Below are 21,940 nucleotides of genomic sequence, written 5' to 3' on the forward strand. Positions count from 1 at the left end.
GCCAGGACATTGAAGAGTTCAAATACGTGAAGCGGTGGCAGGAAGAACTGGCCGCCAGACCCGCGGTGCAGCGTGGCATGGCCGTCGGTGCGAACCTGTCCGAGGACGCATCGAAACTGTCGCCGGAGGAACAGGAACGCCGAGCGAAGATCATGTATAATCAGCGGGCTCGGCCTGTGCCGGCGGGTTAGATTGGCCGGGCTGTTTGTGCGATTCGTGCGTGGATGGCCGGGACTTCGCCCGGCCATGACGGCGAGGGTGGTGGGCTCGGCCGGTGCCGGCGGGATTGATGGGCTCGGCCGGTGCGGGCGGGTTAGGTGGCCGGGATTTTGCCCGGCCGTGACGAATAGAAACCAGTGACAGGACTTCCAAGACATGGCCGAAATTGAATGTTTCTTCGACTGCTCCAGCCCTTGGACGTATTTCGCATTTGAGTCTCTGCTGCGGATGCAGGAGGAGATTGGCGTAACGATCCAATGGCGGCCGTTTCTGGTCGGCGGCGTCTTCAATGCTGTCAACCAGAGTGTCTATAATTCTCGCGACGCGCCCGTGCCGGCCAAGAAGGCTTATGGCAAGAAAGACCAGCAGGATTGGGCGCGTTATCTGGGCCTGCCGATCCATTATCGGCCCACCGTCTTTCCTGTGAACAGCGTGAAAGCCATGCGGGCCTGTATCGTTCTGGAAGGCGAGGACAAGCTGGTTCCGTTCGCTCGTGCGGCGTTCAAGGCTTATTGGACGGATGACCAGGATATCTCGAAAGCGCCGGTGCTGGCGGGGATTTGCGACGCGCTGGGCATCGATTCCGAAAAGCTGTTCGCGGCCATCGAACAGCAGCCGGTGAAGGACACGTTGCGCACCAACACGCAGGAAGCGATCGACCGCGGCAGCTTCGGCTCGCCCACGATCTTCGTTGGTGGCGACGACATGTATTTCGGCAACGACCGCATGCCGCTGATCAAGGATGCGGTGCTGCGCCGTCGTCAATGATCGAAACGGTTGTCGACGGCCGGCTTGTTGCGACGGTAATGGTCAACAATCCGGGGCAGCGCAATGCCCTGGGCAACGCCGGTAAGCGGGAACTGGCGGAGGCGATCGAGCACGTCTCCGCCGTCGCCGGCCTGCGTGTCGTCATCCTGACGGGCGCGGGTGACAAATCCTTCATTGGCGGGGCTAATTTGAAGGAGATGCCGGGGTTTGTGCGGCATGCGGCGTCGGAGGGGCCGACGCTTACCCATCGCGTTTGCGAAGCCATTCGCCGCGCGCCGGTACCGGTGATTGCTCGTGTCAACGGCTGGTGCCTGGGGGCGGGGCTGGAAATCGCGGCGTCCTGCGACATGCGCGCCGCGGCGGACACCGCTCGGTTTGGCATGCCGGAGGTCCTGTTCGGTTTGCCGTCGGGCATGGAGGCGTGTTTGCTGCCGCAATTGATCGGTTGGGGTAAAACACGGGAACTTGTGTTCACCGGCCGGCATATCGATTGCGCGGAGGCCATGGCGTGTCACCTGGTGGAGCGGGTGGCATCGCCGGAGGGGTTGGACGAGGCGGTCGAGGACTGGGTCGCCGCGATCCTGAAGGCTGGTCCCAATGCGATACGAGCGCAAAAGGAATTGGTGCGGGATTGGGAACGGATGTCGATCGCGGATGCGGTCCAGCAGGGAATCCGAGCGGTCGCGGCGGCGCATGGTTCGGATGAGGCGAAAGGTTTGATGGACGCGTTTCTGAAACGAAAATCGTAGGCTGATGGCGAGGTGGGGTCTGTTGCGGTGTAGGATTGGCATGATGCATGGATTATTTTAGCCGGTGCTGTATCAGTGGCCGTTGGCGATGACACATCAGCTTGGTCTTGGGCCAGCGAACTGATCCGGCACCTTACTGGGGCGGATGGCCGGACTGACGCCGGGCCATGACGAATTGCGGCCTGTTCGCCATCCGCTGGTCAAGAGTCGGCCTCAATGGCGGTTGGTGTCGGACATTGGGCTATGCCAGCCAATTCTCCACGTTCAGCCCGCGGATGCGTTGGAATTCATCAGCGTTCGCAGTTGCCACCGTCGCGCCTAATGCATGGGCGTGCGCGGAAATCAGCAGGTCGTTTGATCCGATGGGCTGGCCGGCTGCCTCCAGTTCGGTTCGGTTCGGTTCGGTTCGGTTCGGATGGCGCTGGCGCCTGAGTCGGCGGAGTAGACGGTGTCGAGGTTGCGGCGGCGCCGGGGTCCAGACATGTCCTAAGACGACCGTGATAGGAACTTGCGTCGGCCCGTTAAGCATCGGTTAGCGATTGGGGGCTATCATCCATGTGGCCAGCCGGCGCTCTGCCCGCTGGCATCGGATTGGAGATCGGCTTTGCCTGCCAAAACATATGTGGCTCGCTGATGAGCCAATTCAGGGTCTCCGCGTCGGCGCGCATCCATATCTTGATCGGTGATATCAGGGGCGGTGGTCACCGGTTTGGGGCGAACAGGGGGAAAAGTGAATTCCCTCCGTCCTGGTCGGATGACGCCATCGTCGCCGCGATAGAGGACGTCGCCAACGATCCCGCATCGACCTGGATGCAAGGGGCGGGGAGGACGTGCTATATTGATCGGCATGCGGCGCTCCGTGAGCGTCACGGTCGTTCTCGACCTTGCGGATCGCTACATAGTAACTGGATTTCCCACCTGATCGGTGGCCGGAGTTTCCGATGGCAGATATGGCAGGACAGGATACACAGGTTGCGACCCGTATCGCGAACCTTCTCAGCACTTTGGGCGGGGAAATGGACGATTCCGAACGAGCCGAGGTTGACCGGTTCCTGTCCGCCGGAGAGTACGGTCTTGCCCTGGATACCTTGTCCTGGATATTGGTCGAGGGGCAGCAGCCGATCGGTGATGGTGCTCTGCGAGAAATCGACAGTCTTGCCGAGGTTATGGAACTCCGGGAGGAACAGTTCATTCATGCGTTGCACAGCACGCATGAACGGCAAGTCGGTCGACCATGAGTGTGTCGTTTAGGTCGCGTTGTCCCAATTTTCGGTGTTAAGTATCACTAATCCGCAGGTGTGCAACTCGCGGACGTCAAGGGTACTTCGCAACGACCGCATGAGGTACCGTAACTGAATCGGGCTTACGATTCGGCTGCTGGTGGATCACTCGATGCCCAAAGTTCGCAGCGAACTTCAAGACGGTCGGGGGAAGCCAATACAAGCTCAACGATCGCGACTCGTTTGACTGGTTTGAGGTCGCGCTTAGGCCTAAAATCGCCCCACTTGAGAAGCGGAGCGTAAGTATCATCGACGATATCCTGAGCCAGGAGCTTATAAAATCCGATATCGGGATCTGCCAGGAATAGTCCTATCGCTTGCCTGCCAACTGTGGTCAGTTGAGCTGTTTGGAATCAGAACTCCGCGTCGGCCGGTCCCGCTCAACAAAAGGCCGATACTTGTTCCTGTAAACGGCAGGAGATAGGCACCGTCAGTGCGAAAGATCGCTTTGTGTTCAAGGCCGACCTCGACAATGCCGGCTTCCTGTAGCGCGAAAATGACCTGATAGTCGGGGTTCTTGTTGAGAGGTGGGACGAACGGGATCATGTCCCATACAACCCAGGCTCTCGCACGCTGTATAGCGGCGGCCAGTGGCTGGTCGATAGTGGACATAAAATGTAATGTGCGCAGCGAGAAATTCCCTGGTTTTCGAATCTCTCCTGCTAGCACTCTTGCGAGCAGATCACGCAGGCTCCCGGAGGAGGCTTTTTCAGCCATCTCCTCGAAGATATTCATGAAGTCTTCTGATGGCCCTTCGTCAACATCCGGTGACGGCGGGATGTCCAGCAATAAACTAACCACCTTTGTCGCAACCGCCTCGCGATTTTCTTGCTTTCTGCTCAGTTCGCGCGCCCATCTATCTATACCTCGGTTGACGATCTGCACGTCCTTTGCAGCCTCATTGGCCGAAGACTGGGCCACGGCACGTATGACCTTTGACCGAGCCTCTTCATCAACCCGAATGCGTTTGGCTTGACTCTCCAGCCAGGCGGTCGGCACGTCCACCGCCCCAAAGATGAGGCGGCAAATAGCGCGGACAGCATGCGCCGTGGTCGCGAGTTTCGCCGCGAAACCATGCAGTATTGCTGTGAGACTGCCCTCTTCGATCTCCGGCTCGTCCACGGGACCCCAACTCCGATACGGAGGTGAATTTTCTTTCATATTCTATGGGTTCGAGTCTGAGCAACCACGACATCGTCGGTTGGTAGCCGGGCACTCCCTCCACAGAAAAAAGAGTGCGATGCATCACAGATGCACCCGTTCGAAGCCTCTGTGTCCGGGTCAGTCTGGAAATGCCCTGTGCGGGTGAATGCACGACCGCTATATAATCCCCTAGAACTCGCCGACAGAGGCACCACACGATGATCCGCCAGCCCGACCCAAAGCCCGACATCATGGACCGACGTGACGCTATCGTCGCCGGCCTGCGCGCCCTGTTGCCGGAATCCGGCCTTATCGCCGAACCCCGCCTGCTGAAACCGTATGAGACCGATGGCCTGTCCGCTTACCGTCAGCCTCCGCTGGCTGTGGCCCTGCCCGAGACCACCGAGCAGACGGCCGCCGTGTTGAAATACTGCCATCAGAACGGCGTCCGTGTGGTCCCGCGCGGCGCCGGGACGTCGCTGTCCGGCGGTGCCTTGCCGCTCGCCGATGCCGTTGTCGTTGGCATGATGCGGATGAACCGGATTCTTGACATCAATTACCCCGACCGTTGCGCTGTCGTGCAGGCGGGGGTCACCAATATCGGAATCACCAACGCCGTCTCCGCCGATGGGTTTTTCTATGCTCCGGACCCGTCCAGCCAGCTTGCCTGCATGATCGGCGGCAACGTCAATATGAACTCGGGCGGCGCGCACTGCCTCAAATACGGGGTCACCGCCAACAATCTGCTTGGCCTCAAGGTGGTTACCATCGAGGGCGAAATCCTGGATATCGGCGGTGCCCACCTGGATGCCGCCGGTTATGACTGGCTGGGTCTGCTGACTGGCAGCGAGGGTATGCTGGTCGTGGTGACGGAGGTCACCGTCCGGATATTGCGCGGGCCGGAAGGTGCGCGCGCCATGCTGGCCGCGTTCGGCAGCAACGAGGTCGCCGGCGCCGCGGTGGATGCCATTATCTCCTCCGGCATCATACCGGTGGCGCTGGAATTCATGGACCGGCCGGCCATCCATGCCTGCGAGGCTTTTGCCCACGCCGGCTACCCGCTCGATGCCGAGGCGATGCTGATCATCGAGGTCGAGGGCAGCGCCGAGGAGCAGGACCGGTTGCTGGGCCAACTGTCCGATATCTGCCGGAAATTCGATCCGATCAGCCTGAAGGTCTCGCAATCCGCGGAGGAATCGCTGGCGATCTGGAAGGGCCGCAAGGGCGCGTTCGGCGCGGTCGGGCGGATCAGTCCGGACTATCTGTGCATGGATGGGACGATCCCGACGAGCCAATTGCCGCATGTCCTGCGTCGTATTCAGGAGATGTCGGACAGCTATGGCCTGAAAGTCGCGAACATCTTCCATGCTGGGGACGGCAACCTGCATCCGCTGATCATGTTCGATGCCAACGATGCCGACAGCTTCCACGCAGCCGAGGAATTCGGCGCCGACATCCTGAAACTGTGTGTCGAAGTCGGTGGCTGCCTGACGGGCGAGCATGGCGTCGGCGTTGAAAAGCGCGACTTGATGCCGGTGCAGTTTCATGCCCACGAACTGCAGCAGCAACGCCGGCTGAAATCCGCTTTCGATCCTGATTGGCTGTTGAATCCCAGCAAGGTCTTCCCGCTGCTGGAACCCGAAGTCGCCGTTTTACCGCAGGCCGCATGATCACCGAGGACTCGATTGTCGCGACCGTCGTGGAGGCTGTCCGTACGCGCGAACCGCTGCTGATCCAGGGCAACGGCACCAAGGCCGGGATGCTGCGGCCGGTGCAGGCTGGGCGGACCCTGTCAACCGCCGGCCTGTCGGGTATCAATTTGTATGCGCCGAAGGAATTGATCCTGTCCGCCCGGGCCGGCACGCCGCTGACGGAGATCGAAAATGCCGTCGCCGCGGCTGGTCAGCACCTGATCGCCGAACCGCCCGACCTGTCGGCGCTGCTGGGCGAAACCGGCAGACCGCAGACGCTGGGCGGCGTGGTCGCGACCAATCTGTCCGGTCCGCGCCGTGTCGCCTGGGGGGCGATGCGGGACCACGTCATGGGAATCCGGGCGGTGACGGGCCGGGCGGAAATTATCCGATCGGGCGGGCGGGTGCTGAAAAATGTTACTGGCCTCGATCTGTGCAAGCTGTTGACGGGCAGCCACGGCACGCTGGGGGTCATTACGGAAATCACCTTGAAAGTGCTGCCCGCGCCGGAAGCGACCGGCACGCTGGTGCTGCCCGGTCTGGATGAAGCTGCCGCCGTTACGGCACTTTCGGCGGCATTGGGCTCGCCTTTCGGTGTGTCCGGTGCCGCCTGGCTGCCGGCTGAGGCGGTGGCGCGTGTGCCGGGACTCGCCGGTATCGGCGGTTCGGCCACGTTGATCCGTATCGAGGATTTCGCGGAATCGGTCGTCTATCGTATCGGCCGGCTGAAGGAGCAGTTCGCTTTGGCGGATGCGGTTCTGTTCGATACCGAGCTGTCCAGGGCGGTTTGGAGGGATGTTCGCGACGCCCGGCCGTTGGCGGCGCGGGAGGAAGACGCCGTCTGGCGCGTTTCTGTCCGCCCGTCGTCGGGGCCGTCCATTCTGAACGCGCTGCGGCCGCTGGGGCTGGCGCACTTTCTGGACTGGGGCGGCGGCCTGGTGTGGCTGGCCGGACCGGCGGACATCGCGACCCATGCAGCGGTTGAAACGGCGGCTCGGGCGGCCGGGGGGACGTGGACGCTGCTGCGGGCACCGGAGGTGCTGCGTGGTGCCGTGCGGGTGGTGCCGGACGAACCCGCTGCCCTGGCGCGCATAACGCGGGAGGTGAAGGCGGCGATGGATCCGGCTGGTATTCTCAACCCGGGCCGACTGTATGTGGGGCTTTGACCATGATTTTCGTTCCCGCCTGGATCACCAATTTCCTTCTGTTGGGGAATTGCTGGCTGTCGGGCTATCAGCTTGTGCAGTTGCGGCGGGCGAACCCCATCCCGACCGTTCAATTCATGATGGTATTGTTCTGCTTGGTGATGGTCCTGCTGGTTGCGCTTTATAACAGGCTCAACCCCTGGCTTTCCCTGGCTTTCTTGCTGATTGCGGTTATCAATCTGACTATCACGATGCGTCAGCAGCGGATGCTGCCGCCCAGAAAACCACTGGGGTAGCGGGCGATGCAGACCAATTTCACCGCCGAACAGCTTCGCGATCCGGATACCGCGTCGTCCAACAGCGTGCTGCGGACTTGCGTGCATTGCGGGATGTGCACCGCGACGTGCCCGACGTTTCTGTTGCTGGGCGACGAACTCGACAGCCCGCGGGGCCGCATCTACCTGATCAAGGACATGCTGGAGACCGGTCGTCCCGCCACCGAGGAGGTGGTGCTTCACATCGATCGTTGCCTGTCCTGCCTGTCCTGCATGACGACGTGCCCATCGGGTGTGAACTACATGCACCTGGTCGATCACGCGCGGACCTACATCGAGCAAACCTATCGCCGTCCGTGGCCCGAGCGGTGGCTGCGGTCGCTGCTGGGGGTCCTGTTGCCTCGACCCGGGCTGTTCCGCATGGCGCTGGTGGGGGCCCGGCTGGTGCGTCCGCTTGGGCGGCTGATCCCCGGGCGGTCGATGATGGCGCAGCGGATGCGCGCGATGCTGGCGTTGGCGCCGGCGGCGGTGCCGTCGCCGAGTTCGGTCGAGACGCCTCGGGTTTACCCCGCCGTGGGGGAGCGGAAGGCTCGGGTCGCGCTGATGACTGGGTGCGCGCAGCAGGTGCTGATGCCGCGCATCAACGAGGCGACCATCCGGTTGCTGACACGATTGGGCGTCGAGGTTGTCGTTGCGAGGGGGGCTGGTTGCTGCGGGGCGCTCAATCACCACATCGGCCAGCATGACCGGGCGATGGCGCTGGCGCGTGCCAATATCGAGGCGTGGTCGGATGAAGAGGGACTGGACGCAATCGTCATCAATGCTTCCGGCTGCGGGACCACGGTGAAGGATTACGGCTTCATGTTCCGTTCGGAACCGGAACCATGGCGGGAAAAGGCGGAGAAGATCGCCGGCCTGACGCTGGATGTGACTCAGTTCTTGTCGCGTTTCGGCTATGCGCCGACGCGTGAGGCTTCGGGTCTGACCGTCGCGTATCATTCTGCATGCAGTTTGCAGCATGGCCAGCAGGTGACGGCGGAGCCCAAGGCGCTGTTATCCCGAGCGGGTTTCCGGGTGGTCGAACCGCGGGAGCCGCATATCTGCTGCGGGTCGGCCGGCACCTACAACCTGTTGCAGCCGGAGATTGCCGGGCGCCTGCGGGACCGGAAACTGGGGAATTTGAAGGCGACCAGGCCGGACCTGATCGCTGCCGGCAATATCGGTTGCATTACTCAACTGGCGGGTGACTCGGTGCCGGTGGTGCACACCGTTGAGCTATTGGACTGGATGGCGGGCGGGCCTCGGCCTCCTGGGGTTCCGAACTGAGATGGTGGTTTTGCGAACCCTGTTGGTGTTGTTGTTCGGTTTTTGCGTGGCTGCCCACGCCCAGTCGCCGGCGGAGAAACGTGCTGCCACCGATCGGCTGCTCGATGCGCTGAAAGTCGCGCCGGATGAGCGGGCCGCGACCGGGTTGGAATCCGAATTGGAACAAAACTGGCTGCGGTCGGGGTCCCCCGCGGTGACCTTGTTGATGAGCCGGGGGCTGCGGACGATGCAGGCGGGTGAGGACGATGAGGCGATCGATTCGTTCTCCGACGCCATCACATTGCAGCCGGATGTCGCCGAGGCGTGGCATCGGCGGGCGTTGGCGCGCTATCACGCCGGTGACGTCAACGGCGCGATCCACGACCTGGAGGAGACGGTCAAACTGGAGCCGCGGGACTTCGCGGCGTTCCGCACGTTGACCGATATCGCCGAGGCCAGGGAGGATTGGAAGGGCGCTTATGCCGCCTGGCAGAAGGTGATGGAATTGGATCCGAAGACGCGCGGGGGCGCGGAGCGGCTGCGGGTGTTGAAGCGGAAGGCGGTTGGGGAAGAGACGTGATCCGCTACAGATGACGTGCTATGGTGGCCCATGGTGTGAGATGGGCAATCAGATTTCCAGCGACCCAATCCTAAGCCGTTTTCGGGCGGCACTGATGGACAGTTATGGTGACCGGCTGGAGCGCGCGGTGTTGTTCGGCTCACGCGCGCGCGGGGACTTTCGGCCTGATTCCGATTACGACATCGCTGTGTTTATTCACGAGCCTGATCGCTGGTTTGACGAGGTGGTCCGTCTGGCTGACCTTGGTGCGGGCATTCTGATGGATACTGGTGCGGTTATCTCGGCCAAGCCGTTTCGAGCTGGCGCTTACAGTGAACCTTTGCCGCTGATGCGGGAGATTCAGCGCGAAGGCCTCGATCTTTGAGCGATGCCGAACCCCATATCAGCCGGGGACAGGTATCGCTACTCGGTTGGCGTTATGAGTTAAAAAATGCCGCGGACTATGAACAGGGGGCGACGGTTTCTGTGACCGAAGCTGAGCGGGCGATTGAGGAGGCCTCGCAGTTGGTGAAGACAATCGCGATTCTTGTCGGATCAAGTTGAGAGCCAAGCCTCGACAATCGTGGTGCCGTGTTAAAGTGAAACTTGTCTGGAATAACTCTTATCGGTTCTATCGACGAATGCGAGCATCTGTTTCCTGGCACCGCATACGAGACGCACCGATGTCTACTTGTCGATGGGATCAGATAGGGGTGTCAGCGGTCATTGGCTACTTCATGCCACATGGCACCGGACAATCGTACGTCGAGGCATGCATTCGAAAAAATCCAATTTCGCCGCGACCTCAGTACGAATGGCCATCATCAACCACTGTGGTAGTCCACAATCTCAACATCGTATGCTTCGCCATCTCGCCAGATGAAGCATAGCCGCCATTGATCGTTGATGCGGATGCTGTGCTGTCCGGCTCGGTCGCCAGGCTGATGAGCGACATGGCCTCGTCCGCGGACGCCGTTCCGGCCTCTGCATTAGCTCCGTTGCACGCACTCACGCGGCCCGGCGCATGTGCCGGCGCGCCTCCTCCAGATCGTGCATCATCTGCAGGCTCAGCCAGAATTCGGCTGATGTGCCAAACCGCTCGCCTAGCATGATCGCGGTCTCGGCGGAGATGGCGCGGGCGCCCGCGACGATCTCGGTGATGCGGTTCGATGGGACGCCAAGTTCGCGAGCCAGGGCACGTCCGGACAGGCCAAGGGGCACCATGAACTCCTCACGCAGCACCTCACCCGGTGTCACTGGTCCGATACGCTCGGTGCCAGCCACGTCCGAGAAATCCATCCCAGCTACGTCGTCAATGCCAATGGCCATCATTATCCCCTGTGGTAGTCAGCGACTTCAACATCGTACGCGTCGCCATCGCGTCAGACGAAGCACAGCCGCCACTGATCGTTGATTCGGATGCTGTACTGTCCGGCACGATTGCCAACCAGCGCTTCAAGACGATTGGCCGGCGGCGTTCGCAACTCGTCCAGCCTAGTCGCCGCCGCCAGCATGCGAAGCTTACGACGTGATGCCTTGGCCAGATCGCTCGGGAAGCCTTTTGGCATCTGGTCACCCCAAACCGCCGCGGTGCGTTTGTCAGCAAACGACCGGATCATATGTGGTACGTATCACATATCGGATGGACTTCAAGGCCTGTCATCGCAGGGTCTTGGTGTGAACCACAATCAGCACACCAGATCAGTTGCTGATGTCGTCGGCGAACGCCGGTATGCGCTTGTGGCTGATACCGTAGTCGCCAGCGGCCAGTGCCAGAATACTCAGATCGCGGTGATCGATGACCAGGTTGGCGTCGGCGCCGCAATTGCCAGTGTCGCCGCTGGTGCGGTCGCCTGCCCAATGCACGCGGAAGTTTTTCGTGTTGCCGCCGATCTCGGTTTCGATAACCAGGCTGCCGCCGGAGCGGCGGAGAACGTTCAGGTCGAGAACGCAGCCGAACTGGTCCTGCCGATGCACGAGCAGACGGGTGTCGTCGTCGCCGACGGGCACGACCGCCGAGGGCGCGAAAACGAGGATATCCCCCACGTGGGGCGTGGTCCGCGCCAGTTGGGTGATGGTGTTGACGGCTATGACCGCGACCAGCACACACACGGCCACGACGATGGCCGGACGCAGCGCCAGGGCCACTCTTTCGTTGATCGACCGCATCCGTCTCTCCAGGACTGGGAAGCGGGCAGCGTATGTCGAAGACCTTTATGGAGCGTTAACGCCCTGACTCGATCGCATGGGTCAGGTTGAGGCGGCGGCGATCCGGGCCAGTGCTTCCTCTCGGCCCAACGCGGCCAGGGTGGCGTCGATGCCGGGGCTGACGGTGCTGCCGGTCAGGGCCGCGCGCAGTGGCTGGGCGACCTGGCCCAGTTTCAGCCCACCACGTTCGGCGAAACCGCGCAGCGCGGCATCGATCGTCGGGACCGAAAAATCGGTCTCGGCCAGGGCGCCGGCGACAGACCGCAGCATCAGGCGCGCTTCGGCGGTCAGCGCGGCGGCGGCTTTGGGTTCCATCGGCAACGGCACGACGCGGGCGAGAAAGGCGGCTGAATTGGCGAGTTCGACGAGTGTCTTCGCTCGCTCCTTCAAGGCCGGCATCAGGGCGCGGATCCGTTCGGCGGCGCGACTGCCCAGGGACAGGTCGTGCTGGTGGGCCAACCGTTCCAGCACGTCCCTGGTCAGGCGGTCGTCGTCGGCGCCGCGGATGTAGATGCCGTTCAGGTTGGTCAGTTTCAGGTAGTCCATCTGGGCGGCGCCGCGATTGACGTCGGCGATGTCGAACAGGCGGATGGCTTCCTCGCGGCTGAAAACCTCCTGGTCGCCATGCGACCAGCCGAGGCGCATCAGGTAGTTGCACAGCGCCTCCGGCAGGAAGCCGCTGTCGCGGAATTCCAGGGCGAACTGGGCGCCGTGGCGCTTCGACAGCTTCTTGCCGTCCGGACCGTGGATCAGCGGGATATGGGCGAAGTGCGGCAGGTCCCAGCCCATCGCGCGATAGACCTGGATTTGCCGAAATGTGTTGGTCAGGTGGTCGTCGCCGCGGATCACGTGGGTGATCGCCATGTCGTGGTCGTCGACCACGACCGAATGGTTGTACATCGGCGAGCCGTCGCCGCGCAGGATGATCATGTCGTCCAGTTCGGCGTTGGCGACGCGGACGGTGCCTTGCACCAGGTCCTCCAGCACCGTGTCGCCGTCGCGCTGGCTTTTCAGGCGGATGACCGGGGTGACTCCGGCGGGGGCTTCGGACGGATCGCGGTCGCGCCAGCGTCCGTCGTAGCGCCAGACGCGCTTTTCCAGGCGGGCCTGCTCGCGTTCGGCGGCCAGTTCTTCCGGGGTACAGTAGCAGTAGTAGGCTTTGCCGTCGGCCAGAAGCTGGCGTGCCACCTCGGCATGGCGGGCCATGCGGGTGGATTGGAAGACGGTCTGTTCGTCGCGCTCCAGGCCCAGCCAGTCCAGGCTGTTGATGATGCCCTTGGTGGCTTCGTCGGTGCTGCGCTCGCGGTCGGTGTCCTCGATGCGCAGCAGGAATTCGCCGCCGTGATGGCGACTGTAGAGGTAGTTGAACAAGGCAGTGCGGACGCCGCCGATGTGCAGCGGGCCGGTGGGACTGGGGGCGAAGCGGGTGCGAACGGTCATGCGCACGATCTAGCACGGCCGTTCACTCTTTGTAGACGTTTGCGCGGTTAATCTGCTCCGCGTGAGGCTGATCGCTGCCATGAAAGACGCGTTGGACTCCTGGCTCGACGCGGAGCGGGAGAGGCTGGCGGTATGGTTGCCGGTGTTCATGATCGCCGGCGTGCTTGGGTATTACGGGCTGCGAACCGAACCGTCCGGGTGGTTGGGCGTGGCGATCCTGGCGCCGGCGGTCGCGGTCGCGGTGTGGGTGCCGGGGGTGCGCTGGCTGTTCGGGCCGCTGGCCGCTGCCGTGCTTGGCTTCACCGCGGCGCAGTTCGCCACCGCTCGGGCGCCGCCGGTCGAAGTCGATTTGCCGACCCATGCCACCATCGTCACGGGAACGATCCAGGCGGTGGAGGTGCTGCCGGAGGGGCGCCGGATCACCATCCAGCCGGCCTGGCTGGATGGGGCGGCCGAACCGCTGCGGCGTTCGCTGCGGGTGCGGCTGCAAAAGAAGGACGACAGCGAATTGGATACCGGTGATTCGGTCCGGATCCGGGCGCTGGTCCGGCCGCCGCCGGCGCCGTCTTATCCGGGGGCATGGGACCTGCAGCGCGACGATTATTATGCCGGGCTGGGCGGGTCGGGTTACGGGTTGGGCAAGGCGGAGCGTACCGCGCAGGCGGTTCCCTCGGGGCTGATGCGGTTTATTCAGCGGCTGCGGGAAATCATCACGCGGCGGGTCGTCGCGGTCATCCCTGGTGCGGCGGGTGCGGTGTCGGCGACGTTGCTGACCGGGGCCTCCATGGCGATCCCGGAGGCGGATCATCAGGCGTTCCGTGACTCCGGGCTGGCGCATCTGCTGGCGGTGGCGGGGCTGCATATTGGTATCGTGATGGGTTTTGCCCTGGCGCTGTCCCGCTTCGGCTTCGCGTTGAGCGAGCGGGCCAGTTTGTTCTGGCCGACCAAGAAACTGTCGGCGATCTGTGCGCTGGCGGCGGGCGGGGCCTACATGGTGCTGACCGGCATGCACGTGCCGATCATCCGCAGCTTCGTGATGGCGTGCCTGTTCACCGCCGCGCTGATGGCGGACCGGCGGCCGTTTTCGCTGCGCGGACTGGGGCTGGCGGCGACGGTGCTGATGCTGATCTCGCCGCAGCAGGTGCCGGATGTGTCCTTCCAGATGAGTTTTTCAGCCGTGTTGGCGCTGATCTCCGGTTACGAGGCGCTGCGTCCGTGGCTGCGGCGGTTGCATGGCAAAAGCTGGCCCAGGCGCTTCGGGTCGCATCTGGTGGCCCTGGCGCTGACCAGTGCGCTGGCCGGGTCGGCGTCCGCGCCTTTCGGCGCCTATCATTTCGGCCGTGTGCAGATATACTTCGTGCTGGCGAACATGATCGCGGTGCCGCTGACGGCGATGTGGGTGATGCCGGCCGGACTGATCGCACTGTTCCTGATGCCGCTGCACCTGGAGGCACTGGCGCTGGTGCCGATGGGTTGGGGGGCGCAGGCGATCGTGTGGGTCGCCCGTACGACCGCCGCGCTGCCGAATGCGATGGTGATCGTGCCGCATATTCCGGCGTGGGGGCTGTGTCTGTTCTCGGTCGGGTTGGCTTGGCTGGGGCTGTGGCGGACACGTCGGCGGCTGGCGGGGATCGTGCTGATGGTGGCGGGATTGGCGTCGCCGCTGGCGGATCGTCCGCCGGATATCCTGGTGTCCGCCGATGCCAGGCTGATCGCGGTGCGGACGCCGGAGGGGGCGTTTTTGCAGCAGGTCTCGGGGGGATCGAAATTCACCCGCGACGCCTGGGCGCAATACTGGGCGGCCGGTTCGTTTCAGATGATTCCGGATGATGGGACGGGGGTGCTGAGCTGCCAGCCGGATGTGTGCCTGCTGCGGCCCTATGCCGACCGGCCGGGGGCGATGCTGGTGCGCGGGGCGCTGCATCCTGTGGGGTGCGGGGCGGTGTCGGTCGTCGTCTCGGCTGAACCGGCCCGGGGGTTGTGTCCGAAGCCGTGGCCGCGGCTGGTCGATCGGTTCACGGTCTGGCGGTTCGGCAGCGCGGCGATCTGGCTGGATAAGGATGGCGCCCGTGTGCTGACCGATCGCGCGGAGCGGGGGGATCGGCCGTGGGTGCAGCCGTTGCCGAAGCCGAAAAGGGCGCCACGTCCCGTGGTGCCGCGGTCTGGTGGCGGAGGTGCCCCAGCGGTGAGTTTGCCGCCGGCCGCGGTCGATACCGAGGTTTCCTCTGTTGAGGCCAAGTAGGAAGGTGGACGGTCGGCGTGCATGGCCGATAGGCTGGACATGTGCGGCGATAAGAGGACCAGCGGTCATGAACTTTCCCCAGGGCGGCGGGTGCCAATGCGGGTCGGTCCGGTACGAAATATCCGGGCCGCCGTCCGTCGTGTATGCGTGCCACTGCACCGAATGCCAGCGGCAGTCGGGCGCGGCGTTCGCGATGGCGGCGGTAATTCCGGGAGAGCATTTTCGTATTGCGAAAGGGAAGCCAAAGATGTTTCTCCGGCGCACCAGTCCGGTGAAAACGATGGAATGCTGGTTCTGCGCTGACTGCGGGACTCGGCTCTATCATGTCCCTGGTGGTTCGGCTTATCCGAACCGCAACATCAAGCCGGGCACCTTGGACGATACGTCGTGGCTGTCACCCACCATTCATTTCTGGGCCCGCAGCGCGCAGTCATGGGTCCGCATCCCCGAGGACGCGACGCGGTATGAGACGCAGCCGGATACCTTGGCTTGGACCGGACCGGACATATCGGCCAGTCCATGAGTGGTCCGTGTGAAATGGATAGCGGCGCGCTTGTTATTTCAATCGGCAATATTGTTTGCCTTCAATAAGAAATTTTCCAGGAGCGGTGAGGGGTCGTTTTTCCTGTAACCAAGCGCGAGCGGGATCGTGGGCGGCTTCCCGGCGAGCGGCCGTCCGACGACCGAGGCCGGCAGCAATCGGGACATATATGCCGGCAGGAACGTCACGCCTCGGCTGGACAGAATGAGGGAGATTACCATCGGCAGGGTCTCCGCTTCATGCATGGGGGTGGGTTCGATGCCGCCATCGCGGAGGTAATCGTCGATAACCCGTCTTAATGCGGGTGAATATGCGGGGTTGAAGCTGATGAATGGCTCGCCGCGGATGTCCGAGCGTCGAATGCTTGCCTTGCGGGCAAGCGGGTGATCGGCGGGCACCAGCGCGAAGAGTTCCTCCTCGATCAGGGGCCGGAATGCCAACGCCCGAGCCTGGCTTTCGGGACGGAGAAAGGCGATATCCATTCGCTCTTGCAACAGTGCTTCGATCAGTTCGGGGGATGACGCGCTGTGGACGATGAGCTCGATTTTCTCCAGCGTGTCGCCGAGGGCTTGCAGGACCTTGGGCAGCCAGACGATTTCATGCCCGGTCAGGAAGCCGACGGTGAAGCGGGTTTTGGCCGGGGCGTGGGCTCGGCGTGCGGCTTCGATGGCGCTGTCGACCTGCATCAGGATGGCCTTGGCGTGGTCCAGGAATACCAGGCCGGCGGGGGTCAGGGTCATGCCGCGTGGACCGCGGATCATCAGTTGCACTTTCAGCATGTCCTCCAGGTCGCGGATCTGGCGGCTGAGTGACGGCTGCGCCGTGTGCAGGTGTTTCTCGGCGGCCTGGGTGAAGCTGCCTGCTTCGGCCACGGCGACGAAGTAGCGGAGATGGCGTAGCTCCATAGCGATGCCTGTCAGGTATGGGTCTTAGTCCTACAAAGTCTTTCCGATGCTCGCTGGCAAGGCCTATTTCACGGACCAACGCGGCTTTCACCTCTCTGGCAGCCATACTTTCAGGGGTGGGAAAGCCTTTACCGTGGAGGACCACACTATGAGCAAACCCGTTGTTCTGATTACTGGCGCATTGACCGGTATCGGCCGCGCCACCGCCATCGCCTTCGCCCAGGAAGGGGCGCAGGTCGTCGTTTCCGGCCGCCGGGAGGAGGTCGGGCAGGCGCTGGCCACGGAGTTGCGGGCGCTTGGTGCTGAGGCTGAATTCATCCGAACCGATGTCCGGGTGGACGACGAGGTCCGTGATTTGGTGGACCGGACGGTTGCTCGGTTTGGCCGGTTGGACGTCGCTGTGAACAATGCCGGCACCGAGGGCACGCCGGGACCGGTCGCCGAACAGACCGGCGACAGCTATGGTTCGGTGTTCGATACGAATGTCCTGGGCACGGTGCTGAGCATGAAGCATGAGATGCGCGTCATGCAGCGCCAAGGTTCGGGCAGTATCGTGAATCTGTCATCGACGATGGGCCACAAGGGCGCGCCCGGTGCGTCGATCTACACTGCCAGCAAGCACGCAGTGGAGGGCCTGACCAAGGCGGCGGCCCTGGAGGGTGCGGGTTCCAACGTGCGGGTCAATGCCGTGGCGCCGGGCCCGGTGGAGACGGCGATGCTGAACCGTTTTACCGGAACCAGCGAGCGGAAGGCCGGGCTGATCGGCGGCGTGCCGATGAAGCGCGCCGGGCGGCCGGAGGAGGTTGCCCAGGCCGTCGTGTTCATGGCGTCCGAAAAGGCCAGCTTCATCACCGGGCAGATCCTGTCCGTGGACGGCGGCAAGTCCGCCGGCTGAGTTGCCGGCTGTTGGTTTTTCAGCGGCCAGCCAGACCCCAGACGTCCGCCGCAGGGAGGCGTCTGGGCAGGACACTGGCTCGCCTTCGGAGGTTTTTGCCATGGATCATCGTCGTGCCATCGCGGCGCGCCTTGAAGGCTGTGTCATGCCAGCACCGGCGGATGCTCTGTCGCGGCGGAGTATCAGCATGTTGGCGGTTGCCTGTGGGCTGGCGGTGGCCAATGCCAATTATGCGCAGCCTTTGCTGGTGGATATCGGCGGTTCGCTGGACTTGCCGGGATCCACCCTCGGGCTGATCCCGGCGCTGACCCAGTTGGGGGTTTCCGTCGGGATCGCGTTTCTGCTGCCGCTTGGCGACGTGATGCCGGTTCGGCGGTTGCTGACCGTTACGATCATCATTCAGGCGGTTTCGCTGCTGGGCATGTCGCTGGCGCCTGATGGGTCGACGTTTCTGGTGTTCAGCTTGTTGGTGGGGTTCTTTGGCATCACCTCTTATGTGTTGCCGCCATATGCGACGTTGCGGACGCCGCCAGCAGAACGAGGCCGCGTCACGGCCCTGCTGGCGCAAGGCGTCATTGTCGGCATGTTGTTGGCGCGCAGCGTCAGCGGCGTGATCGGCCTGCATGCCGGATGGCGAACGGTTTATGCGCTGGCCGCAATTGCCATGATGGTTCTGCTGGTGCCGCTTCGGCGCACGGTCCGGAGTGAGCCACCGGTCTCCTCGGTTCGCTATCCGGCGCTGATGCGCAGTCTGGCCGAGGTGTTCCGGACTGTTCCGGTGGCACGCTGGTCGGCGCTGTGCCAGGCGTTGGCGACGGGGTCGTTCACCACGCTTTGGGTCGGCATCACGCTGTATATGCAAAGCGCCGCCTTCGGCTGGCACAGCGACGGTGTCGGGGCGTTGGCGCTGATTGGCGCCGCCGCGGCGGTTTGCGCGCCCTTCGTCGGCGGATTTGCCGACCGCCGGGGGCCGCGCCGGTCACTGTTGACCGCGTTGATGGCGGTGCTGCTGTCTTGGGGCGTGCTGGCCGCGTTCGGGCACAGCGTGGCGGGGATTGTCGTGGGCATGATCGTGCTCGACCTGGGAGCGACGGCGGCGGATATCTCCAACCGGACGGTGATATTCAGCCTGCGGCCGGAGATCCGGACGCGCCTGGCGACGATTTACATGATCGGGAAATTCGGCGGCGCGGGTGTGATGGCGTGGCTGACCGGTGTGGTGTGGTCGGTCGGGGGCTGGCCGAGCGTCTGTGGGTTGGGGGCAGCGTCGGCGGGATTGGCGGTTGTGACGGCCGCTCTGCGGGTCCGGCCGGCTTGTGACGGTGGTTGAACGTCACAAGCCGGACCCGAGCCGCGGGCGCTACGCCTTTTTGTATATCCGCTCGATCTGTTGCTGGGCGCGCTGCATGGCGGATTTTGCATCAAGGGTGCCGGACACGGTCGCCGCGAACATATCGACCACGATGAAGTTGGCGAAGACCGCGGCCGAGGGCGGGGAAGGCGTTTGCGGCCAGGACACGGCGCGGGTGTCCTCGGCGGCCTTGCCAAACGGGGCGATTTTCGGATCGCTCTTCCAGATCGGATTGTCGGCGAAACCCTTGAGGGCTTGTGTCGTGAACCCGGCCGAGTTGGTGATCAGCTTCGGATATTGCGGTGCTTCCATCAGGAAACTGATCAGCGCCTTCGCGGCTTGCGGGTATTTCGTGTAGCGGAGGATCACCATCGGATCGACGCGGTTCTGTGCAGTCGGGACACCCGCCGGCCCGATGGGCATGGCGGCATGATCCATGTCGGCGGCGATGTCGGGCGCGGTCTTCTTCGCCTGCGTGTAGATCGAGATTCCGTTGTTGGTCAGCGAGCACTCGCCGGCGAGGAAGGCTCGGTTGTTGTTGATGTCCATCCACGACATCACGCCGGGGATCAGTGTGGGGTAGAGTTCCTTGGCGAATGCGAGCGCGGCGAGGGTTTGTGGTGACGCGATCGCCGGCACGCCTTTTTCGTCGGTGACCTTGCCGCCGAATGCCCAAAGCAGCCAGTAGTTGAAGTTGTTGGCATCGTTGACGGCGTGGCCGAAGGAGAAGCCGGCCGGGTGGCCAATGCGCTGCAAGCCCTGGCACAGTTTCAGCAATCCGTCGGTGGTGGTCGGGAAGGTGTCGAAACCGGCCTGGTGCATCCAGGAAATGCGATAGTTGATCAGAGAACCCACGACGAAGATCGGGATGCAGATCCAGCGTCCGTTCTGTGTCCCGTAGTCGATGCAGACCTGGTACCAGGGGCCGTATTTGCCGGCCAGCCGGTTGGCGACGTCGGTGACATCCAGCAATTTGTCGGCGACGAGGTGCGCCGTGGTGTTCTGCGTCCAGATGATGTCGGGACCGGATCCAACCTGCGCGGCGAGCGCGGTTTTCGACGGCAGGTCGTCCTGGTTGACGTTCTCGATTTTGACCTGAACCCCGGTCGCGGCGGAGAAGGCGGCGATGTTGGCGGCCGTGGTCTCGCCTTCGGCGGGGAGGAAGGTCGAGCCGCGCAGAAGTTGCAAGGTCGCGCCTTTTTCCACCGCGAACGGCTGATCGGCCGCCCAGGTGCGGGACCAGTCGAGCAGCGATGCGGCGGGACCGATGGCGGCGGCTTGCAGCAGGTGGCGGCGGGTAGGCGGCATGTTTCCTCCGGGTTGCTTGTCGTTGGTGGGGAGCATGGACCGATCGGATGGCGTGCGCAAAGCGGGTGGTTGGCGGGCGTGCGGTGGCCGCCGGCGGCAAGCAACCGCGGCCCGACCGGGACGTTCCCTCCGTGGAGACCAACATCGGAGGGTAGGGCTATGTTTTATCATCGCAAGGAAACCATCATTCCAGTGAACGTCGGGGCACCTGATGCGCGCTTCGGCACATTCCTGCTGGAACAATTCGGTGGCGCGACGGGGGAATTGACGGCCGCATTGCAGTATTGGGTGCAGTCGTTCCACATAACCGACGCCTCGATCCGCGACATGCTGCAGGACATCGCGCTGGAGGAGTTCAGCCATCTGGAGGTTGTCGGGAAGCTGATCGAGCAGCACACGAGCAAGCTGGATCAGGAAGACGTGTACGCGGCGCCGTTGTTCCGGGTGCGTGGTGTCGGTCCACATTTCGTGGATAGCCAGGGCAGTGCGTGGTGTGCCGCGTATATCAACGAAGGCGGCAATGTCGTGCGCGATCTGCGCGCCAATATCGCGTCCGAGGCCGGCGCTCGGCAGACCTATGAGGCGCTGATTCACGCCAGCTCGGATGAGGGCACGAAAAAGGTGCTGACCCATCTGCTGACGCGGGAGATCACTCACGCGCAGATGTTCATGGCGGCGTTGGACAAGATGGGCAAGCTGGACGATCCGTATTTCGGCACGATCAAGCCCGACGACACAGTCGACCTGGTGTTCAACCTGTCCAAGGGCGACGATCACCGTGGGCCTTGGAACAAGGCGCCGCAGTTCCGCTTTGAGAACGACCCGAAGCCGTCGGGCGGTTTGCCGCCGTCCCCGGTCAACCCGGACGACGAACACATGCCGACGGCGGCGGAGTAGGCTGCGGCCGTCCGGCGGATCGGGTCGAGCATTGAGGCAATCGGTGCGAGGGGCGCTATTGCGCTATCTACATCGCTGACCATCGGAAGCGGGTCGCACATTGTCAGGTGCGGCCCGCTTTTCGTCGGAACGGATTTCGCTCTATCGCGTCGATGATCAGGCCGGCGGCACTGGCCGGGACAATGCCTCCCCGACCGCTGCGCCAACTTTTTACGGCACCGGTGCGTCATGAGAAAGTGGTGGTTTTAGGTCTGCCCAGGGGACCGTAATCGGCTGTGGAGAACACGTGTAGCAACCTCCTTTGTAGGCACTGAAGGATACCTTCAGCCCCTCTGCGGTGAACGTCCAATATTCCGGCCGTATAATTTTTTGCTCAATTGCGACCTTGACGGTCTCTGTTTCATTCTCGGGAGGTTTCCAATCGCCTTTACGAAGTTCGGCCCAAAACAATTCTTGCAGCGTTTTTATCCAATCAGTGCTTGTGCCGAATATATCCTGCTCAGTGAGAGCCTGACTCGAAATCACGCATGGTTTTTATGGTGCCTTGCGATCCTGCGGATAAGCAGGAAGTTCATGGCCAGCATGAACCAGGCTTGCGAGGAGGTCATCAATGTCTCGAAGTCCTTGGCGAGGCGGCGGGCGCGGTTCGCCCATCCGAATGTCCGCTCAACGATCCAGCGCATTGGTAAGATAACAAATCCTTTGACCGCCCGGTGGGTGCGTTTGACCACGCTGAGTGTGATCCGGCTTGCCTCATAGGCGGCGCGGTGGGTTTCGTCCGCGCCTTGCATAGAAGCGGTTTTGCACCGTCGTGAATTGGGGGAAAATCTTTGGGCAGGTAACGCCACGGGCAGCCCGAGCGGACGAGATAGAACAGCGCGTTCAGAATCACGCGCGGATTGGTCGGCTTGCGGCCTCGCGACTTCGGGACAGGCAGCAATGGCGCCACCAGCGCAAACTCCGCGTCCGACAGGTCGCTTGCATAACGCTGGCGGATCACCGCATATTTCTCTCGATCG

Annotated in this window: 23 protein-coding genes and 3 pseudogenes; 16 read left to right on the forward strand and 10 right to left on the reverse strand. The window is 63.0% G+C overall.

Translation table 11 applies throughout. The features are described 5' to 3' along the window. The 4 genes and pseudogenes from GSQ89_RS24735 to GSQ89_RS24760 all read left to right on the forward strand — a co-directional run. Window positions 1-191 (forward strand): annotated as a pseudogene (locus tag GSQ89_RS24735) (hypothetical protein); the annotation flags it as partial. Window positions 192-375: 184 nt separating this feature from the next. Continuing rightward, window positions 376-987, forward strand: a complete 612-nt coding sequence (locus tag GSQ89_RS24740) for a 2-hydroxychromene-2-carboxylate isomerase (protein ID WP_158930277.1) — start codon at window positions 376-378, stop codon at window positions 985-987. Continuing rightward, window positions 984-1,736: an enoyl-CoA hydratase-related protein gene (locus GSQ89_RS24745; protein WP_158930279.1), complete on the forward strand. Its 753-nt coding sequence runs from the start codon at window positions 984-986 to the stop codon at window positions 1,734-1,736. Before GSQ89_RS24740 ends, GSQ89_RS24745 begins: the two co-directional genes overlap by 4 nt. A 941-nt stretch (window positions 1,737-2,677) precedes the next feature. Then, window positions 2,678-2,974, forward strand: a complete 297-nt coding sequence (locus GSQ89_RS24760; protein WP_158930281.1) for a MafI family immunity protein — start codon at window positions 2,678-2,680, stop codon at window positions 2,972-2,974. Between the two features lie 315 nt (window positions 2,975-3,289). Here the strand turns inward: GSQ89_RS24760 and GSQ89_RS24765 are convergent, their stop codons facing one another. Beyond that, on the reverse strand, window positions 3,290-4,138 hold the full coding sequence (locus GSQ89_RS24765) for a DUF2806 domain-containing protein (RefSeq protein WP_158930283.1): 849 nt from the start codon (window positions 4,136-4,138) through the stop codon (window positions 3,290-3,292). Between the two features lie 239 nt (window positions 4,139-4,377). Between GSQ89_RS24765 and GSQ89_RS24770 the strand changes: the two genes are divergently transcribed. The 7 genes from GSQ89_RS24770 (at window position 4,378) to GSQ89_RS24800 (ending at window position 9,698) form a co-directional block, all read left to right on the forward strand. Continuing rightward, entirely contained in the window at window positions 4,378-5,829 is a 1,452-nt protein-coding gene (locus tag GSQ89_RS24770) for an FAD-linked oxidase C-terminal domain-containing protein (protein WP_158930285.1), read from the forward strand. Continuing rightward, window positions 5,826-7,016 carry an FAD-binding protein gene (locus GSQ89_RS24775; RefSeq protein WP_158930287.1) on the forward strand — a complete coding sequence of 397 codons (1,191 nt, stop codon included), beginning with the start codon at window positions 5,826-5,828 and terminating at the stop codon, window positions 7,014-7,016. Before GSQ89_RS24770 ends, GSQ89_RS24775 begins: the two co-directional genes overlap by 4 nt. Before the next feature lie 2 nt (window positions 7,017-7,018). Beyond that, entirely contained in the window at window positions 7,019-7,291 is a 273-nt protein-coding gene (locus GSQ89_RS24780; protein WP_158930289.1) for a hypothetical protein, read from the forward strand. Window positions 7,292-7,297: 6 nt separating this feature from the next. After that, on the forward strand, window positions 7,298-8,596 hold the full coding sequence (gene glcF / locus GSQ89_RS24785) for a glycolate oxidase subunit GlcF (RefSeq protein WP_158930291.1): 1,299 nt from the start codon (window positions 7,298-7,300) through the stop codon (window positions 8,594-8,596). Window positions 8,597-8,606: 10 nt separating this feature from the next. After that, a complete protein-coding gene (locus GSQ89_RS24790; protein ID WP_158930293.1) occupies window positions 8,607-9,155 on the forward strand; it encodes a tetratricopeptide repeat protein in 549 nt (182 codons plus the stop codon). A gap of 94 nt (window positions 9,156-9,249) precedes the next feature. Beyond that, on the forward strand, window positions 9,250-9,519 hold the full coding sequence (locus tag GSQ89_RS24795) for a nucleotidyltransferase domain-containing protein (protein ID WP_254073351.1): 270 nt from the start codon (window positions 9,250-9,252) through the stop codon (window positions 9,517-9,519). Next, on the forward strand, window positions 9,516-9,698 hold the full coding sequence (locus GSQ89_RS24800) for a hypothetical protein (protein WP_158930297.1): 183 nt from the start codon (window positions 9,516-9,518) through the stop codon (window positions 9,696-9,698). Before GSQ89_RS24795 ends, GSQ89_RS24800 begins: the two co-directional genes overlap by 4 nt. A 260-nt stretch (window positions 9,699-9,958) precedes the next feature. Here GSQ89_RS24800 and GSQ89_RS24805 read toward each other — a convergent pair. The 5 genes and pseudogenes from GSQ89_RS24805 to gltX form a co-directional block, all read right to left on the reverse strand. Next, window positions 9,959-10,072, reverse strand: a pseudogene (locus GSQ89_RS24805) (type II toxin-antitoxin system RelE/ParE family toxin); the annotation flags it as partial. Window positions 10,073-10,142: 70 nt separating this feature from the next. Then, window positions 10,143-10,463, reverse strand: coding sequence for a HigA family addiction module antitoxin (locus GSQ89_RS24810; protein WP_254073352.1), 321 nt, complete (start codon window positions 10,461-10,463; stop codon window positions 10,143-10,145). Window positions 10,464-10,516: 53 nt separating this feature from the next. Beyond that, window positions 10,517-10,753, reverse strand: a complete 237-nt coding sequence (locus GSQ89_RS24815; protein WP_158930299.1) for a type II toxin-antitoxin system RelE/ParE family toxin — start codon at window positions 10,751-10,753, stop codon at window positions 10,517-10,519. An 82-nt stretch (window positions 10,754-10,835) separates the two neighbouring features. Beyond that, window positions 10,836-11,282: a hypothetical protein gene (locus GSQ89_RS24820; protein WP_158930301.1), complete on the reverse strand. Its 447-nt coding sequence runs from the start codon at window positions 11,280-11,282 to the stop codon at window positions 10,836-10,838. A gap of 102 nt (window positions 11,283-11,384) precedes the next feature. Continuing rightward, complete coding sequence (gene gltX / locus GSQ89_RS24825) at window positions 11,385-12,782, reverse strand: glutamate--tRNA ligase (protein ID WP_158930303.1); 1,398 nt, start codon at window positions 12,780-12,782, stop codon at window positions 11,385-11,387. A 79-nt stretch (window positions 12,783-12,861) separates the two neighbouring features. Here gltX and GSQ89_RS24830 point away from each other — a divergent pair, with 79 nt between their 5' ends. Beyond that, a complete protein-coding gene (locus tag GSQ89_RS24830; RefSeq protein ID WP_158930305.1) occupies window positions 12,862-15,024 on the forward strand; it encodes a ComEC/Rec2 family competence protein in 2,163 nt (720 codons plus the stop codon). Window positions 15,025-15,091: 67 nt separating this feature from the next. Next, window positions 15,092-15,547: a GFA family protein gene (locus GSQ89_RS24835; RefSeq protein ID WP_158930307.1), complete on the forward strand. Its 456-nt coding sequence runs from the start codon at window positions 15,092-15,094 to the stop codon at window positions 15,545-15,547. A 38-nt stretch (window positions 15,548-15,585) separates the two neighbouring features. Here GSQ89_RS24835 and GSQ89_RS24840 read toward each other — a convergent pair whose 3' ends face one another. Beyond that, window positions 15,586-16,470, reverse strand: coding sequence for a LysR substrate-binding domain-containing protein (locus GSQ89_RS24840; protein ID WP_158930309.1), 885 nt, complete (start codon window positions 16,468-16,470; stop codon window positions 15,586-15,588). A gap of 148 nt (window positions 16,471-16,618) precedes the next feature. Here GSQ89_RS24840 and GSQ89_RS24845 point away from each other — a divergent pair, with 148 nt between their 5' ends. Beyond that, window positions 16,619-17,365 (forward strand): SDR family NAD(P)-dependent oxidoreductase, encoded by a 747-nt coding sequence (locus GSQ89_RS24845; protein WP_158930311.1) that lies wholly within the window; start codon window positions 16,619-16,621, stop codon window positions 17,363-17,365. A gap of 100 nt (window positions 17,366-17,465) precedes the next feature. Beyond that, on the forward strand, window positions 17,466-18,695 hold the full coding sequence (locus GSQ89_RS24850) for an MFS transporter (RefSeq protein ID WP_158930313.1): 1,230 nt from the start codon (window positions 17,466-17,468) through the stop codon (window positions 18,693-18,695). Between the two features lie 30 nt (window positions 18,696-18,725). On the opposite strand, the gene GSQ89_RS24855 is transcribed toward GSQ89_RS24850, so the two are convergent. Continuing rightward, on the reverse strand, window positions 18,726-20,024 hold the full coding sequence (locus GSQ89_RS24855) for an ABC transporter substrate-binding protein (RefSeq protein ID WP_158930315.1): 1,299 nt from the start codon (window positions 20,022-20,024) through the stop codon (window positions 18,726-18,728). Window positions 20,025-20,183: 159 nt separating this feature from the next. Here GSQ89_RS24855 and GSQ89_RS24860 point away from each other — a divergent pair, with 159 nt between their 5' ends. Continuing rightward, complete coding sequence (locus tag GSQ89_RS24860; RefSeq protein ID WP_158930317.1) at window positions 20,184-20,921, forward strand: manganese catalase family protein; 738 nt, start codon at window positions 20,184-20,186, stop codon at window positions 20,919-20,921. A gap of 210 nt (window positions 20,922-21,131) precedes the next feature. On the opposite strand, the gene GSQ89_RS40245 is transcribed toward GSQ89_RS24860, so the two are convergent. Next, window positions 21,132-21,446 (reverse strand): DUF3298 domain-containing protein, encoded by a 315-nt coding sequence (locus GSQ89_RS40245; RefSeq protein ID WP_158930319.1) that lies wholly within the window; start codon window positions 21,444-21,446, stop codon window positions 21,132-21,134. Beyond that, window positions 21,443-21,921 (reverse strand): annotated as a pseudogene (locus GSQ89_RS24870) (transposase). Before GSQ89_RS24870 ends, GSQ89_RS40245 begins: the two are co-directional and overlap by 4 nt. Window positions 21,922-21,940: the final 19 nt, after the last annotated feature.

This window comes from Acidisphaera sp. S103 (assembly GCF_009765975.1).
Taxonomy (GTDB): Bacteria; Pseudomonadota; Alphaproteobacteria; order Acetobacterales; family Acetobacteraceae; genus Rhodopila.